The 14,524-nt window shown below is 43.3% G+C and carries 12 protein-coding genes and 2 pseudogenes; 10 read left to right on the plus strand and 4 right to left on the minus strand.

The annotated features are described in order from the left end of the window. Positions 1-8: 8 nt before the first annotated feature. Both PODO_RS11110 and PODO_RS11115 read right to left on the minus strand, forming a co-directional pair. Positions 9-737, minus strand: coding sequence for a DUF4956 domain-containing protein (locus tag PODO_RS11110; RefSeq protein WP_036683492.1), 729 nt, complete (start codon positions 735-737; stop codon positions 9-11). A 2-nt stretch (positions 738-739) separates the two neighbouring features. Beyond that, complete coding sequence (locus PODO_RS11115) at positions 740-1,453, minus strand: polyphosphate polymerase domain-containing protein (RefSeq protein WP_036683495.1); 714 nt, start codon at positions 1,451-1,453, stop codon at positions 740-742. A gap of 226 nt (positions 1,454-1,679) precedes the next feature. Here PODO_RS11115 and PODO_RS11120 point away from each other — a divergent pair, with 226 nt between their 5' ends. The 4 genes and pseudogenes from PODO_RS11120 to PODO_RS32385 form a co-directional block, all read left to right on the plus strand. Further along, positions 1,680-2,921 carry a purple acid phosphatase family protein gene (locus tag PODO_RS11120; protein WP_038570063.1) on the plus strand — a complete coding sequence of 414 codons (1,242 nt, stop codon included), beginning with the start codon at positions 1,680-1,682 and terminating at the stop codon, positions 2,919-2,921. Between the two features lie 218 nt (positions 2,922-3,139). Further along, positions 3,140-3,898, plus strand: a complete 759-nt coding sequence (locus PODO_RS11125) for a DUF6612 family protein (RefSeq protein ID WP_038570065.1) — start codon at positions 3,140-3,142, stop codon at positions 3,896-3,898. 351 nt (positions 3,899-4,249) lie between these two features. Continuing rightward, positions 4,250-7,369, plus strand: a pseudogene (locus PODO_RS11130) (X2-like carbohydrate binding domain-containing protein); the annotation flags it as partial. A gap of 69 nt (positions 7,370-7,438) precedes the next feature. After that, a pseudogene (locus tag PODO_RS32385) lies at positions 7,439-7,870 on the plus strand (cellulose binding domain-containing protein); the annotation flags it as partial. Positions 7,871-8,469: 599 nt separating this feature from the next. On the opposite strand, the gene PODO_RS11135 reads toward PODO_RS32385, so the two are convergent. Then, on the minus strand, positions 8,470-9,210 hold the full coding sequence (locus PODO_RS11135) for an SDR family NAD(P)-dependent oxidoreductase (RefSeq protein WP_036685870.1): 741 nt from the start codon (positions 9,208-9,210) through the stop codon (positions 8,470-8,472). A 131-nt stretch (positions 9,211-9,341) separates the two neighbouring features. Here PODO_RS11135 and PODO_RS11140 point away from each other — a divergent pair, with 131 nt between their 5' ends. From PODO_RS11140 to PODO_RS11150, 3 genes are all read left to right on the plus strand, one after another. Then, on the plus strand, positions 9,342-10,235 hold the full coding sequence (locus tag PODO_RS11140) for a LysR family transcriptional regulator (protein WP_038570070.1): 894 nt from the start codon (positions 9,342-9,344) through the stop codon (positions 10,233-10,235). 125 nt (positions 10,236-10,360) lie between these two features. Beyond that, complete coding sequence (locus tag PODO_RS31690) at positions 10,361-10,585, plus strand: hypothetical protein (protein WP_218918670.1); 225 nt, start codon at positions 10,361-10,363, stop codon at positions 10,583-10,585. A 38-nt stretch (positions 10,586-10,623) separates the two neighbouring features. Next, entirely contained in the window at positions 10,624-11,334 is a 711-nt protein-coding gene (locus PODO_RS11150) for a class I SAM-dependent methyltransferase (RefSeq protein WP_038570073.1), read from the plus strand. 75 nt (positions 11,335-11,409) lie between these two features. On the opposite strand, the gene PODO_RS11155 is transcribed toward PODO_RS11150, so the two are convergent. Beyond that, positions 11,410-12,624 (minus strand): MFS transporter, encoded by a 1,215-nt coding sequence (locus PODO_RS11155; protein WP_038574369.1) that lies wholly within the window; start codon positions 12,622-12,624, stop codon positions 11,410-11,412. A gap of 174 nt (positions 12,625-12,798) precedes the next feature. Between PODO_RS11155 and PODO_RS31025 the strand changes: the two genes are divergently transcribed. Genes PODO_RS31025 through PODO_RS11165 form a run of 3 tightly spaced genes read left to right on the plus strand, consistent with a single transcriptional unit; the run spans position 12,799 to position 14,465 of the window. Continuing rightward, positions 12,799-12,960, plus strand: coding sequence for a hypothetical protein (locus PODO_RS31025; RefSeq protein WP_155288118.1), 162 nt, complete (start codon positions 12,799-12,801; stop codon positions 12,958-12,960). Then, a complete protein-coding gene (locus tag PODO_RS11160) occupies positions 12,957-13,919 on the plus strand; it encodes a phosphotransferase enzyme family protein (protein WP_052096960.1) in 963 nt (320 codons plus the stop codon). Before PODO_RS31025 ends, PODO_RS11160 begins: the two co-directional genes overlap by 4 nt. 60 nt (positions 13,920-13,979) lie before the next feature. Further along, a complete protein-coding gene (locus PODO_RS11165; protein ID WP_038570075.1) occupies positions 13,980-14,465 on the plus strand; it encodes a DUF3888 domain-containing protein in 486 nt (161 codons plus the stop codon). Positions 14,466-14,524: the final 59 nt, after the last annotated feature.

Below are 14,524 nucleotides of genomic sequence, written 5' to 3' on the forward strand. Positions count from 1 at the left end.
CGTTGTAATTAAGATACATAGTCACCGCTATAGCTGATCAAGAGTGCATTTTTGACACCTTTTAGGTCAGAGACTGTGTTGACAAAGCCGCCTACTTTATCATCCAGACGAAGCTCCAGCGTCAATTCAATATTGTTTGCGGAGACTGTTTTTTGCTTCACATTGTAACGTTTTACGGATTTGGTGATATGGCTGTGTACTTCACGTTCACTTTCATCACTGTCGCAGTTAATGACCAGTAAGTATGGCGTTTCGATAGAAGAGTGTTTGATGAACAGGAACAAAATGAGGCCGATAATGATCGAACCGATAATAGCCAAGGTGAAAAATCCTGCGCCTGTTACAATCCCTGCTACAGCTGCCCAGAACAAGAAGATCAGATCAGTTGGATCTTTGATTGGTGTTCTGAAACGAACGATGGACAATGCGCCGACCATACCGAGGGACAGCACAAGGTTAGAGTTAATCGCAATAATGACAGTAGCTGTAATCATGGTCATGCCCATAAGTGAGACGTTAAAGCTTTTGGAATATAAAACACCGCTAAAGACACGTTTGTAGAGCAGGTAAATGAAGTATCCGATCAGAAAAGCTACGCCCAAGGTAATCAGCATCTTGGAGATACTAATATCAGATACAAAATTGTCGATCACCGAGTTTTTAATAATGTCCGAAAAATTATTTGTAGTATCTGTAGTCGTTGTTGTAGCTGCTAGCGGTGCTAGTGATGCATTCATAATCAATAATCCTCCCAAGTGTTAGTTTTTAAGAATTTGCGGCAGATCACGTATTTCGAAGCGGACTGCCTATTCAGTCCCTCAAGCTGCAACGCGATTTTAATGTACTCCGGAATGTACTCATCAAATTTCACTTCAAAAATTATGAAGTTCTCATCAATCGCCCGAATCGGATGCAAATCCTTATCGAAAATATCCGTAGAATGCAGGCCCGTACGTAATTCTTTATCGAACGTTATTCGCACATTGCCGTTGTGGCAAACATAAGGCTCGCGAACATAATCCACGATGACCTTGGGTCGCAGCAGGTTATGGCGCATCTGATCGTATAACTCCATGAACAGCGGACTGTCCGGGACGTTCAGCACTTCGTAGTTGCCCGCCATAATCTCGTCGTACATTTGCCGTGTTAGCGGTTCTTTGATTTTGGCGATATAATCGTCCATTTTAATTTTTTTCTCAAAGTGAATGATGTTGTCTTGGATGTTGTAAATGCGAATCCGGTATTTGGCCCGCTCTCTGAGACCGCCGAGCTTGTCTGCAAGTGCCGTGTTGTTGATATCGTCAAAATACAAACTCCGAATGTGGTATTCTCCACTCTCATTAGCGTGTTGATCTTTATCAATCAAGCTTTGCAATCGCTGGCGTAATATAAGGTATTGATGATAGTTAATGAAAAATTTAAGTTCATGCCGGAATTGAAGCTTCTTATTCATTTTCACACCTCGTTTCTCTCTCTATCTCTGGCTAACCTTCCTGCTTGACTAATTCTAGGAGACAGACCTTATGCTTAACTTAAAATAGACTGAATGTTTGCTGAATGTTTTACACTGCGTTAACAAAAGTCTGTATAAAGAATCGTGTGCAGATTTGACTTCTGACTTTGTAGGGGGCTATCTTATTTAGAAGGCTAGAGAGAAATTTTCATAAGGAGGTACCGTGATGAGAGACTATAAATTTGCCATCATCCTAGGAGTGCTTGTGATTGTGGTTATTTTAGTGGCTTATGGGTTGGAACGATCGAAAAGCGGAAGTGATGCAAATTCACCAGCACCGTATGATCTCGTGACTACCTTTAAGGGAGCCGCGAGCACAAGCCGCGCGTTTACTTGGTATACAAGTGATTCTAGTGCAGCAGGCATTCTGGAGATTGTAAAGGGACAGGTGTCCTCTTTTGCAAATACGGATGTACAAAGGGTAGAAGCGAAAAGCAGTTCCATCAAAACAGACAATGGCACCAAAGGTGTTCATAAAGTGGAAGCTACGGGTCTTGAACCCGGGACGTTATATACTTATAGAGTGGGTAGTGGCGTTGAAGGGGAATGGAGTCCGGCAGCGGAATTTACAACGGAAGAAGATGGACTGGACAGTGTGTCTTTTATCAACGTAACGGATTCTCAAGGGGAAACGGAAGAGGATTTTAAGCTGTGGGGGAATACACTGAACAAGGCTTTTCAGACATTTCCTGAAGCCAAATTTATTGTGCATAACGGCGATTTGACGGAGGATCCGGAGGATTCGGCAGGCTGGGATGATTTTTTTGGCAATGTGCAGGGCTGGATTTCAGGGATTCCGTTAATGCCGGTAACAGGCAATCATGATGAGGTGGATGAGGATGCAACGTATTATACTTCACACTTCAACCTGCCGGATAATGGGGCGAAGGGTTCAATTGCAGGTACCTCGTATTCCTTCGATTATGGACCTGTGCATGTAACGGTACTGAATACAGAGAGCAATCTAAAAAAGCAAACGGAATGGCTGAAGGAAGATCTGAAGAACACAGACAAGAAATGGAAAATCGTTGCGATGCACCGTCCGGCTTACGGGGGGAACTCCTATAAGAAAGTTGAAGATTGGACGGATATTTTTGATACGTATCAGGTTGACTTAGTGCTGCAGGGTCATAATCATGAATATTCCAGATCCTACCCGTTACGTGGCGGAAAAATAGTTCTAGAAGGTGAGATTTCCAAAGGTGCTAAACGAGGGACAGTCTATGTTGTGACTAACGCTTCTGGAGGGAAATTTAACGAGAAAAAAGAAGATCAGTTCTATCATGCGGTGCATTTTCAGAACAATAAGCAAATGTTTGCCGGCATTAACGTTACCGGGGATACATTAACCTATCAGGCCTATGATGTGGATGGAGAGCTGCTGGATGAGTTTGTGCTGACACATTGAGCTAAGGGAATTGGTAATATTACTAAAATACCTTCTCAGCTGTAAAGGCGGGGGAGGTATTTTTTTGATTTGCATCAAAGCACCAAACCCGGCGCAACTGTACACCTTAAGACGCTTTTTCACATGTCTACCTTTTCCGTCATATAAGCTGTTAGCTTTATAATGATAAAATAGATTTAGTTATATTTGGATTTCATTTGAAGTGAAGGGGAAGTAATATGTTTATCAGAAAAGCGGTTTTTATCGGTATCATTTGTATGTTAGGTTTGACAGGTTGTGCAACGAACACTAAATCGGGTGCTGAAGGAGGGGGAGATAAGCGTGCAGAGGAGCTGCTCAGCATGTCTCGGAGTGAACTGGCTAAGCAGGAGAGCTACACTATAGAAATGGAGAAACAAGAAGAAACATCAAGCAAATCGGAAAAAAGTGAAGATAAACATTGGTCGAGCGCTGTCTCATTTCATGTCGACTATGTTAGAAATCCTTATACCGTATATCTAAAATCGGAGACTGCGGAAGGGAAGGAACGAGAAGAGTACATATCAGATACTGAATATCATACAAAGGTAATGGATGATTTATTTATCAAGCAAGACGATTATATTCCAGTGAAAGAAAAACAAATGGTACAAAGATTTATTGATCCGTACGATTATATAGACACGTACCAGATAGATTCTCAGGAGATCGTTGTTACTGAAGAGGAACAAGAATACATACTTTCGATGGAGATATCGTCTAATGATGCGAGTAAGGAAACACTCAAATTGATGAAACAGAATTTAACAGACAAAATTAAACTAAGATATACGCTGGATAAAACTACACATTTGCCGCAAAAAGTGGAAGCGGAAATATTCACTTCATTGAAATCAGAAAACTTAGATTCAGAATCAGTGCTCACTTTGCAAACAAATATCAGCCATTTTAATGGTATAAAAGAGATTGTTATGCCTGCAGATACTAGTGAAGAATAGTTATATTAGAAAGCCTCTGGGATTTATTCCGGAGGTTTTCTTTATCAACAGAATTATTTTTGATCAAAATTTAGTGAAATTGTATCCTGAAGTGTGAAAATGGTACGATTTTTAGAGACAATCTTCTGCAAAATATAACCATTTTCTCTCGATAATGAAAAACCTTACCATTATAATGAAAGCGTTATCAGAAAATGGATTCTAAGTTCTAAAGGTATGGATTAAGGGGGAGGGAGGAGCAGGGATATAGAGTAAGAAGAAGGCATAAACAAACCAATTATATCGTAGGAGGCGTAAAACGTGATTCGTAACCGTATCCGGAAAACAGGACTTTTGGTCCTGCTTGGCGCGATGGTAGGCTCTTTATTCTCTGCATTCCCAGCTACTACCCATGCAGCCTCAAGTGAACCTTACACCTGGAAAAGCGTTGTAACGGGAGCTGGCGGGGGCTTTGTACCCGGAATTATTTTTAATCAAACTGAACCGAATCTGATTTATGCCAGAACAGATATTGGCGGTGCCTATCGCTGGAATCAAGCTACATCCAGTTGGGTCTCAATTAGTGACTCGGTAGGCTGGGTAGATTGGAACAAGAATGGCGTAGATGCTCTGGCTACAGACCCAATTGATCCTAATAAAGTCTACATGGCAACGGGTACGTATACTAATCATTGGGATAATAATGGCCAGATTATGCGCTCTAATGACCGGGGGAACACCTGGCAAACTACTCCACTGCCTTTTAAAGTAGGTGGCAATATGCCGGGCCGTTCCGCTGGTGAACGCCTAGTCATCGACCCCAATAAGAACAACATTCTCTACTTTGGAGCTAGAAGTGGTAACGGTCTCTGGAAGAGTATTGACTCTGGTGTAACTTGGTCAAAGGTAACCTCTTTTCCAAATGTAGGCACGTATATTCAGAATCCGACACTTGATTATGGGAATGATCTCGTCGGATTGTCTTGGATCACTTTCGATAAGAGTACAGGTACACTTGGCAACGCTACTCAAACGATCTATGTCGGTGTAGCCGACACGGCTAGCAGCGTATATCGGAGTACAGATGGTGGAGTAACCTGGACAGCTCTGGCTGGACAACCTACGGGTTTCTTGCCACATCACGGCGAGCTGTCATCCACAGGCGACCTCTATATTACTTATAGTAATGGTGTAGGACCGTATGATGGTAGTAAGGGTGAAGTATGGAAATACAACAAAACTAGTGGAGCTTGGACCAATATCAGTCCTACGACTGGTACAGATAATTGGTACGGCTTTGGTGGATTGGCACTGGATGCTCAGCACCCTAATACATTGATGGTATCCAGCTTAAACGCTTGGTGGCCTGATGAAGTCATTTTCCGCAGTACCAACGGTGGCGCTACTTGGAGTCGCATTTGGGATTGGGGCAATTATCCAGAACGGACTTATAAGTTCAGCATGGATATCACCGCCGCTCCATGGCTCGATCATGGAACCACTTCAACATCCCTGGATCCTTCACCCAAGCTAGGCTGGATGATGGGTGATTTGGAAATTGATCCATTTAACTCGAATCGAATGATGTACGGCACTGGAGCAACAATTTATGGCTCGAACAATTTGACCTCATGGGATACCGGTGGCAAGGTAAATATCTCTGTCATGGCAAAAGGTGTGGAGGAAACTGCAGTGCTGGGGCTAATTAGCCCGCCAACTGGAACTTCCCATTTGATCACTGCACTTGGTGACGTTTCCGGTTTCCGTCATGAGGATTTGTCGGTAGCACCAACCAAATTCCAGACCAGTCCTTCATGGGCAACAACGATGAGTATTGACTACGCTGAATTGAGTCCGTCCTATATGGTGCGGGTAGGCAGTGCAGATAAAGAAAAAACGCCAAGCATGAAGTCTATTGGTATCTCTAACGATGGTGGAGTGAACTGGTATATGCCAAACTCCGAGCCTTCAAATGGAACCAAAACAACGGTGGGCCATGGACAAGTGGCAGTCTCTGCAAGTGGTAATTCCATTCTGTGGAGCACCTCAGATATTGGGGTGTATTATTCCAAAACCTCAGGCAATTCTTGGACAGCAAGTGCAGGATTACCGGCAGGGGCGAAGATAGCGTCTGATCGCGTGAATCCTAACAAATATTATGGATTCTATGCAGGAACTTTCTATGTAAGTGTGGATGGTGGAGCTACATTTACTGCCACCGGAGCTTCGGGCTTCCCGACCAATAATGTGGCTGGATTACAGCCGAATGAAGCCCAAATCAGTATGAAGGCAGTTCCAGGTATTGAAGGCGACATTTGGTTCGCCGGAGGGAATACGGTTGAGAATAAATATGGTCTATGGCACTCCACTAATTCAGGTGCGAGCTTCACGAAGTTAACGAATGTAGAAGAAGCTGATCTTATTGGTTATGGTAAGGCTGCTCCGGGCCAAACTTATATGTCATTGTACACCGTAGCGAAGATTGATGGTGTAAGGGGCGTTTTCCGTTCCGATGATGTTGGCGCAACTTGGGTACGTATTAATGACGATGCTCACCAATACGCTAAGATCAATATGGCGATTACTGGGGATCCAAGAATCTATGGACGTGTATATCTCGGTACGAATGGCCGAGGCACCTTGTATGCTGATCCTGTAAATCCACCAGCTACAGGCTCGACCATTACGCCAATAACTGCAAGCTTTGATAAGAAAACAGCGAATCAGGTAGACGTCGCAGTAACTATGACGTTGAACGGAAATACACTGAGCACGATCAAAAATGGAACGGCAACCCTCGTAGCCGGAACGGATTATACGGTAAGTGGATCAACAGTGACGATTAAAAAAGCGTATTTAGCGACGCAAGCGGTAGGAACGACTACGCTGACATTCAGCTTTAGCGCTGGAGCTACACAATCTTTGGCGGTAGCGGTAACGGATACTACAACACCAGTATCCAACTCGACCATCACCCCAAGCAGCGCAGGTTTTGATAAGAAAACAGCAAATCAAGCAGACGTTGCAGTAACTATGACGTTGAACGGAAATACGCTGAGCACGATCAAGAACGGAACGGCAACCCTTGTAGCCGGAACGGATTATACGGTAAGTGGATCAACAGTGACGATTAAAAAAGCGTATTTAGCGACACAAGCGGTAGGAACGACAACGCTGACGTTCAGCTTTAGCGCTGGAGCCACACAATCCTTGGCGGTAGCGGTAACGGATACTACAACACCAGTATCCAACTCCACGATAACGCCAACAAGCGCCGGATTTGATAAGAAGACAGCGAATCAGACAGACGTCGCCGTAACTATGACGTTGAACGGAAATACGCTGAGTGCGATCAAAAATGGAACGGCAACCCTCGTAGCTGGAACGGATTATACGGTAAGTGGATCAACAGTCACTCTCAAGAAGGAGTATCTGGCAACTCAAGCCGTAGGAACGACAACGCTGACCTTTGAGTTTAGTGCCGGAGCCGCACAATCCTTGGTTGTCACTATCTCAGATACGTCAGTAGCTCCTACAGTAGCACTGAAAGTGCAGATGTATAACGGTACAGTGACTGCTTCCGGAAATACACTAAATCCAAAGTTTAAGCTGGTGAATACAAGCACAAGTGCTGTTGCACTTTCTGATGTGAAATTAAGATATTATTACACAATTGACGGTGAGCAGGCACAAAGCTTCTTCTGCGATTGGTCACAGGCTGGAAGTGCGAATGTAACGGGCACGTTTGTGAAGCTGCCAACGGCTAAAGCAGATGCGGATTATTATCTGGAGCTTGGATTCTCGAGTGCAGCAGGTTCACTTGCTGCGGGTGCGAGCATCGATATCCAAGTGCGAGTGGCTAAAGAGGATTGGTCAAATTACACTCAAACCGGAGATTACTCCTTTAATGCGGTTGATACCAATTTTGTAGATTGGACAAAAGCGCCAGCCTACATCTCGGGTAATCTGATCTGGGGTAGTGAACCTAACTAAGAATCTCCATTAATAGTTATGCTGAAAAGGCTGTCCTAAAAGTAGAAAATTCTACTTTTGGGGCAGCTTCTTACTTTAACCCACAGGCTATAGGAGGTATGTTATATGTGCTATACGCTATGTGCTATGTACTACGTTCTATGAGGCATGTGGTATATGCTATGTGCTACGTTCTATGAGTCATGCGATATGTGATATATCGGATGGCTTCGTTCTATGAATCATGTGGTATGTGGTACGTGCTATGAGGAGGTGTGTGGTATACGTTATGTGGTATGTCGGATGCATTTATGGTTCCTACAGTGTTGGCTATATAGTATTTAGGGAAAACCTCCCTGAAAATAGCCGATATTTGCTTTAAATGAACGAAATCAGGGAATACCTCCCTAAAAATCAGGCGAATTCGTTATTTGCCAGTAAATTAGCTAATAATTAGGGAGGTTTTCCCTAATTATTGGTTGGATGGCCAGAAAACTCAGAATTTTAGGGAGAAATTCCCCAATTATTCTATTAACGCTTCACTTCCTCCTGTACGGTACGTAAGAACCAGCTAATGATACTTAAAAGTAGTTCTGACATACCATTAGCTGTTTTGACTGTTACAATGTTTGTCCGCTATCTATGGTAATGATCTGTCCAGTCATTGCTTCCTGTTCTAGCGCAGCGCAGACAAACTGGGCGATATCTTCGGCGGTTGAAATATGCTGAAGCAGCAGATTAGGGGCTAGTTTATACATCTGTTCTTCTCGTCCAGCCCACCATCTAGTAGCAACGGCGCCCGGTGCTACACAGTTAACTCTAATATTTGGAGCCAGCGCGTGTGCCAGCGATTTCGTAAGACCGTGGACAGCCGCTTTGGAGACGGCATAAGGAAGGGAGGAGCCTAAGCCTGTCTGTCCAGCGATGCTGCCGAGATTGATGATGGCTCCTGAATTTTTATGATTCATATATGGTGCAACCGCTCTGGCGCAGAAAAACATTCCTTTCACATTTACATCATATAGCTCATCCCATACTTCCTCGGTTGCCTTTTCCAGATCTCCGAGAGCAATATGTTTAGTTATACTGGCATTATTCACTAGCAGATCTATTGTCCCGAAATGCTGAATAATCGAATCCACCATACTCTGCACTTCTTGATCTTTAGAAACGTTGGCTTGTATTGCTATAGCCTGCCCCCCTTGATTCAGAATTGTCTTTACGGTTTCAATGGCTTCATCCTCAGATCTAGAATAGTTCACTACGACGTGAGCCCCGCGTTTGGATAGTTCCAAGCTTACAGCTTTGCCAATTCCAGTCCCTCCACCAGTTACTAATGCGACTTTATCGTTGAGATCCATCCTCATGCACTCCTTAAGTTGGCGTATGTTGTTGATATAAAGTATTCTATAGAGAAAAGTGGATTTCGTATAATTGAATATAATGAAGGTTTGGTTCAATTTATTTGAATTGAACACTGGAGGACACTAAGATGGATCTAAAAACAATAAAAACCTTTCAAACGATCGTAACTTCCGGAAGCTTTAATCGTGCCGCAGAAGAATTGAACTATGCCCAATCTACAGTTACTATGCAGATGCAAAGGCTTGAATCCGATCTGGGATGTCAATTGCTTGAGCGGGGTAAGCAGATTAGCTTAACAGAAGCAGGCAGATTGTTTTATGAAGAGAGCTTACATATCGTTAAAGATATGGAACGACTAGAGAGCCGTTTGGCTGATTTAAAAATAGGAGAAGCTGGCAACGTGCGATTAGGAGTAACGGACCCGACGGCGAGCTATCGTTTGCCGCAGCTTTTAAGTAGGTTTATGGTGCAATTTCCTAAAGTGAAGGTCTCCGTGGATATTGCGGGAACCGCCGCACTTAGTGAACTACTCCTGAGTGGTGAAATTGATTTGGCAGTGTGTTCGGCACCAGAGCTCGGTAAGGAGCTTTATTTTGAACCGTTATTTGCGGAGGAATTTGTGTTACTTTTGCCAGAAGAGCATCCGCTAGCATCCAAGGAGAGTATCACCCCAGAGGATATACAGGCTCATCGCTTATTGATTACGGCAGCGAATTGTCCTTATCGCAAAAAATTAGAAAGTGTGCTGCAGGAATCAGGCGGGCCGCCACTAGATACAATGGAGATTGGGAGTATGACAGCGCTGAAATATTTTGTGGGAAGTGGTTTAGGCGTGGCACTTGTTCCTGAGATTGTGCTGAATCCAGCCCCAGCAGGAACTATAGTACGGAAGCTGGAGGGAAAGGTTATTGATATGACCTGTGGGATCCTATGTAAACTTTCAGATTATCCGCTCAAGCTAGCGAGCTCCAGATTGTATCATTTTTTAAAACAGGAACTAACCGTGACAAGGATATTTTGAATTTTAAACGAATTGTTAAGAAATAGAAAAAATAGAAAGGGCGGTGTTTGATGTTTTTTAGGAGGAAATTCAGTTTCTGGCTTTCGATTATAAGTATCATCATCTGTCTGAGTGACTATCTGGGAGTGGGGATCTCGAATATTATTCTTGTACGATTGAACCCTATTATAGATACACTGATCTTTACAGAACCTTTTGAAAGCTTCATGGTTGATGTAAATAATCCGAGATGGGGAACCAATAGTGCGTTAATCAGCGTCAGATTCCCAACTTATATTATTCATTTTGGAACGTTTTTGATTTTGGGGATTCTAATTGATTACCTTATTCGTATATTAAAACAGAAGTAGAAGTGTAAATGAGCCTAGAAGAGGAAAGGTGAGCTGAGATGAGCGGAGCAAAGGGAAAGCTTGATTTGGAGAGAATTGTTTTTATTGGCAGGACCTATGAGGAATATTTACGTATGTTTGATCTGCTGGAATCAGATCTCATCGGCCAGAGAATTCTGGATTGTCCTGCGGGTGCTTGTTCTTTTACAGCAATAGCGAATCAGTTGGGTGGTGCTGTAACGGCTGCCGATATTGCTTACTATTACTCTGAAGATGAGCTGGCAGACAAAGGGGTTCAAGATATTGCGCATGCGATGTCCGGAATGGAAAAAGTACAGGATAACTTCGTTTGGAACTACTTTAAATCAATCGAGGGCCTGACCGAAGCTAGGAACGCAGCTTTAACCGCCAGCACTAAAGATCGAAGACAAACCCCGGAGCGTTATGTTCCTGTGGTACTTCCGGATCTGCCATTTGCGGATGAAGCATTTGATCTGACATTATCTGCTCACTTTCTATTTATGTACAGCGATCGGCTGGACTATGGATTTCATCTAAAGACTATTAAGAAACTAATGCGGGTGACGAGAGGCGAGCTTCGAATCTTTCCACTAGTCGACCTTTCTTGTAAAAGGTATGAGCATTTAGACCGCCTTATTGATGATTTGGTGAGGCAAGGATTTACTGCAGAGGAACTAGAGGTTCCTTATGAATTTCAAAAAGGTGCAAAGCAGATGTTGAAGATTAGAAGAGCAGAATTGTTCCTCTGAAATATAAAACGAGGGTGCCTCAAGCCATGATGACTTTGGGAGCGCCCTCGTTTTTTGTATAAATATCTATAAAGCTTACGCTACAGTTTCTTTCCGTTCTGCTACAAAACAAGCTATGCCTAATACCAGACCAAGACCCACTAGAACCGCACCGACCCAAGGAAGCGAAGTGATCGCTAAATGAGAAATGACCCAACCGCCAATAAAGGCACCCGTTGCGTTACCGAGATTCCCGGCGGAGTGGCTGGTCGTTGAGGCAAGTGCAGGGGCTGCCTGAGCCAGACTCATAATCCGTATTTGCAGACCCGGCATGACCGCAAAGGACACCATACCCCAGAAAAATATTGTGATTACCGCAGCTATTGGGCTATGCATCGTGAAGGAAAAGATCGTTAGAATCATACTGACTGCAAAATAAAGTCCCACGATAGAAGGCATCAGCTTCCAATCCGCAAGCTTTCCGCCAACGATGTTCCCGATGGTCACCCCACAGCCGAATAAGACTAGAATCCAAGTCACACTATGTTCAGCAAAACCAGTCACTTCTTCAAGCAGTGGAGTAATATATGTGAACACGGTGAACAAGCTGGCGTTCCCTAACGCCCCGATCAATAAGAATAGTAGCAGCTTTGGATTAGCCAGCGCAGCAATCTGCTGGATAACACTCGCTGGTTTCTCTTGTTTAAGCTTTGGAATAAAAATGAGAATACCGATCAGCGCGGCGACTCCCATGACAGCAATCGCTGCAAATGAGGCCCGCCAGCCCATACTTTGTCCAATAAATGTCCCTAGAGGAACTCCGACAATATTGGCTATCGTTAAACCTGCCATCATAATAGATACGGCTCCGGCCCGCTTATTGGGTTGTACAAGATTGGATGCGATGACTGCGCCAACCCCAAAAAAAGTACCATGAGTTAAAGCTGTAATTATACGAGCTACCATGAGAACGGTATAGTTGGGTGCAAACACAGAGATTCCGTTGCCCAGTATAAAAAGAATCATGAGAAGACATAACAGTTTCTTTTGTGGAATGCGTTGCGTGAGAATGGTCAGGATGGGTGCGCCAACGGCCACTCCAAGTGCGTACATTGTAATGAGTTGGCCAGCAGTCGAAATACTAACCTGTAAATCGTTGGCGACATTTGGTAAAATACCCATAATAACAAACTCAGTCATACCAATCGCAAAAGCGCCTACCGTAAGAGAAAGTATAGAGATGGGAAAGGGCTCTTTCCCTGCTCGTTCTTTGCGTGTTTGTGCCTTGTTGAGGTTTGGAATTGCATTCATGATGCCGATGTTCAACCTTTCTTCTGCCTGTAATGAAGCTCCACCTTGGTTAAGATGATAGATCCGACATGTAAGTATTGCCTTTCTATTATTTAGTTTTCTGAAAATATTTTCAAGATAAATATTTTTTCAGATAGTTTTCATTTTTATAGATCATTGAAGGGATGGTTATTTATGAATGTTGAAGGCCAAGTCCAAGTGCTTGAATTGCCGGAAATGAAGCAAGAATTTAATAACAGTTTGCAGAGTAATGATCTTGGATTGGATATAGAAATCTATCAAATTGCGAACCCTTCCTGGCCCGATGAGGCTGAAGTGTTCCTTCCTTTGCGATGAGAAAAAATTATAAGCAGGCAGCTTTAATAGCGCTTCAGAACTTTGACCTGGATTGGACGCAGATTCGTTTTAACCAGCTATCGGATAACTGTACCTTTGTAATCGAAACTAATAAAGAGGGAACTTTTTTACTGCGCCTTCATTCGGGGAGATCTAAAGAGGAAATTAACTCCGAAATCGCGTGGCTGGAGCTTTTAAGGAGCAAAATTGATGTCTCCCTGCCAAAAGGTGTTCATGATCGCACGGGTGCTGTAACGTTCAAAGTGGAACAGGGAAATGGAGAAGGCGTGTATGCCTCTTTAATGCGTTGGGTTGAAGGGGAACATGCGAATGAAAATCTTACCGAAGAACAAATTTACAAAGAAGGCGTTCTATTAGCCAAGCTACATAAGGCGGCACAGGAGCTGGAGTTACCCCCTGGCTTTAATCGTCCTGTTTGGGATGAACATAGCTTTCGAAAAGCAATGCTTCGTTTAAAGCTGCATTATCATTGTTTTCTTACGGATGATGAGTTTGTGCTGTATCAGTCGGCAGCTGAAAAATTATACAACTGGTTAAGCAAGCAGCATAAAAATAAGAACAGAAGGTCTTATGGCGTTATCCATGGAGATTTACATCAAGGCAACATCATATTTAAAGAGGGCGAACCTCGGCCGATTGATTTTGGAAGATGTGGTTGGGGTTATTATCTTTATGACGTGGCACATACCCTTCTTGGACTGTATCCATTGCAAAGAGAAGGGGTCATTAAGGGGTACGAAAGTATCGCCAAGCTCGATGGGGAGTGGGTTCAGACTTTAGAGAATTTTACGGTCATGGTTATGATCGAAAATTATTGCCATCACGTATCCGATCCTAGGGAAACTGAGGGTCTAAAAGCAGAACAGCCCTATGCGCTAGCGATCCTGAAAAATTATCTTAAGGGAGAACCCTTTCTTTTTGACAGGATTGAGATTTAACGTATAAAAATAGGGTCTCTTTGGGGAATTTATATAAAGTTCCCTAAGGAGGCTATTGTGATGAAAAAAAGCTGGATTACTCCCCTTCTTGTCGCAGTGATGCTTGTTCTGACGCCACAACCTTGCTCCGCTAATAGGTTAATTCAACCTCAATCTATAACGCCCTCCAGGTCTGATTCGGGACTTCAACTGCCAGATCAAGATTCTCGCGAACTTAAGTTTCAAGACATTCTGATGTTATTTCTTTTACCCCATATTGAGAAAAAAATTGCAGATATTTATTCACCGCTTCTGCGAGAATCGCCAATGGTTTATCCTTACTTTGTGGATGTGACTGAGGTGAAGCGGCTCAATGGTTTCCGTGGGTTTGATTTCTTGATTACACTTAACGTATATCCTACAGTAGGTCCACATATTTCAGTTGGAGAAGATACCATGACTTTTAGGATCTCTCCTGGTCCTAAGGTGAAGCTTGAATCGTTCAAGCATCTAAAAGACCCCAAAAAGTCAGACTTCCCACCAAATTATCAGAACATCCTGAGATAGTGTAGTTTCGGTAAGGCAGGCGGAAGAGTAGATGTTAATATGTGCCGCGTGTTGAGTTA

Origin of the sequence: Paenibacillus odorifer (genome assembly GCF_000758725.1) — a bacterium.
GTDB classification, from domain to species: Bacteria; Bacillota; Bacilli; order Paenibacillales; family Paenibacillaceae; genus Paenibacillus_AQ; species Paenibacillus_AQ odorifer.

Coding starts and splice junctions, on each gene's coding strand:
- PODO_RS11155 (WP_038574369.1), bottom strand. CDS start 12,624: ATGAATGCAATTCCAAACCTCAACAAGGCACAAACACGCAAAGAACGA.
- PODO_RS11140 (WP_038570070.1), top strand. CDS start 9,342: ATGGATCTAAAAACAATAAAAACCTTTCAAACGATCGTAACTTCCGGA.
- PODO_RS11110 (WP_036683492.1), bottom strand. CDS start 737: ATGAATGCATCACTAGCACCGCTAGCAGCTACAACAACGACTACAGAT.
- PODO_RS11125 (WP_038570065.1), top strand. CDS start 3,140: ATGTTTATCAGAAAAGCGGTTTTTATCGGTATCATTTGTATGTTAGGT.
- PODO_RS11165 (WP_038570075.1), top strand. CDS start 13,980: ATGAAAAAAAGCTGGATTACTCCCCTTCTTGTCGCAGTGATGCTTGTT.
- PODO_RS11150 (WP_038570073.1), top strand. CDS start 10,624: ATGAGCGGAGCAAAGGGAAAGCTTGATTTGGAGAGAATTGTTTTTATT.
- PODO_RS11160 (WP_052096960.1), top strand. CDS start 12,957: ATGAGAAAAAATTATAAGCAGGCAGCTTTAATAGCGCTTCAGAACTTT.
- PODO_RS31025 (WP_155288118.1), top strand. CDS start 12,799: ATGAATGTTGAAGGCCAAGTCCAAGTGCTTGAATTGCCGGAAATGAAG.
- PODO_RS11120 (WP_038570063.1), top strand. CDS start 1,680: ATGAGAGACTATAAATTTGCCATCATCCTAGGAGTGCTTGTGATTGTG.
- PODO_RS11135 (WP_036685870.1), bottom strand. CDS start 9,210: ATGGATCTCAACGATAAAGTCGCATTAGTAACTGGTGGAGGGACTGGA.
- PODO_RS11115 (WP_036683495.1), bottom strand. CDS start 1,453: ATGAATAAGAAGCTTCAATTCCGGCATGAACTTAAATTTTTCATTAAC.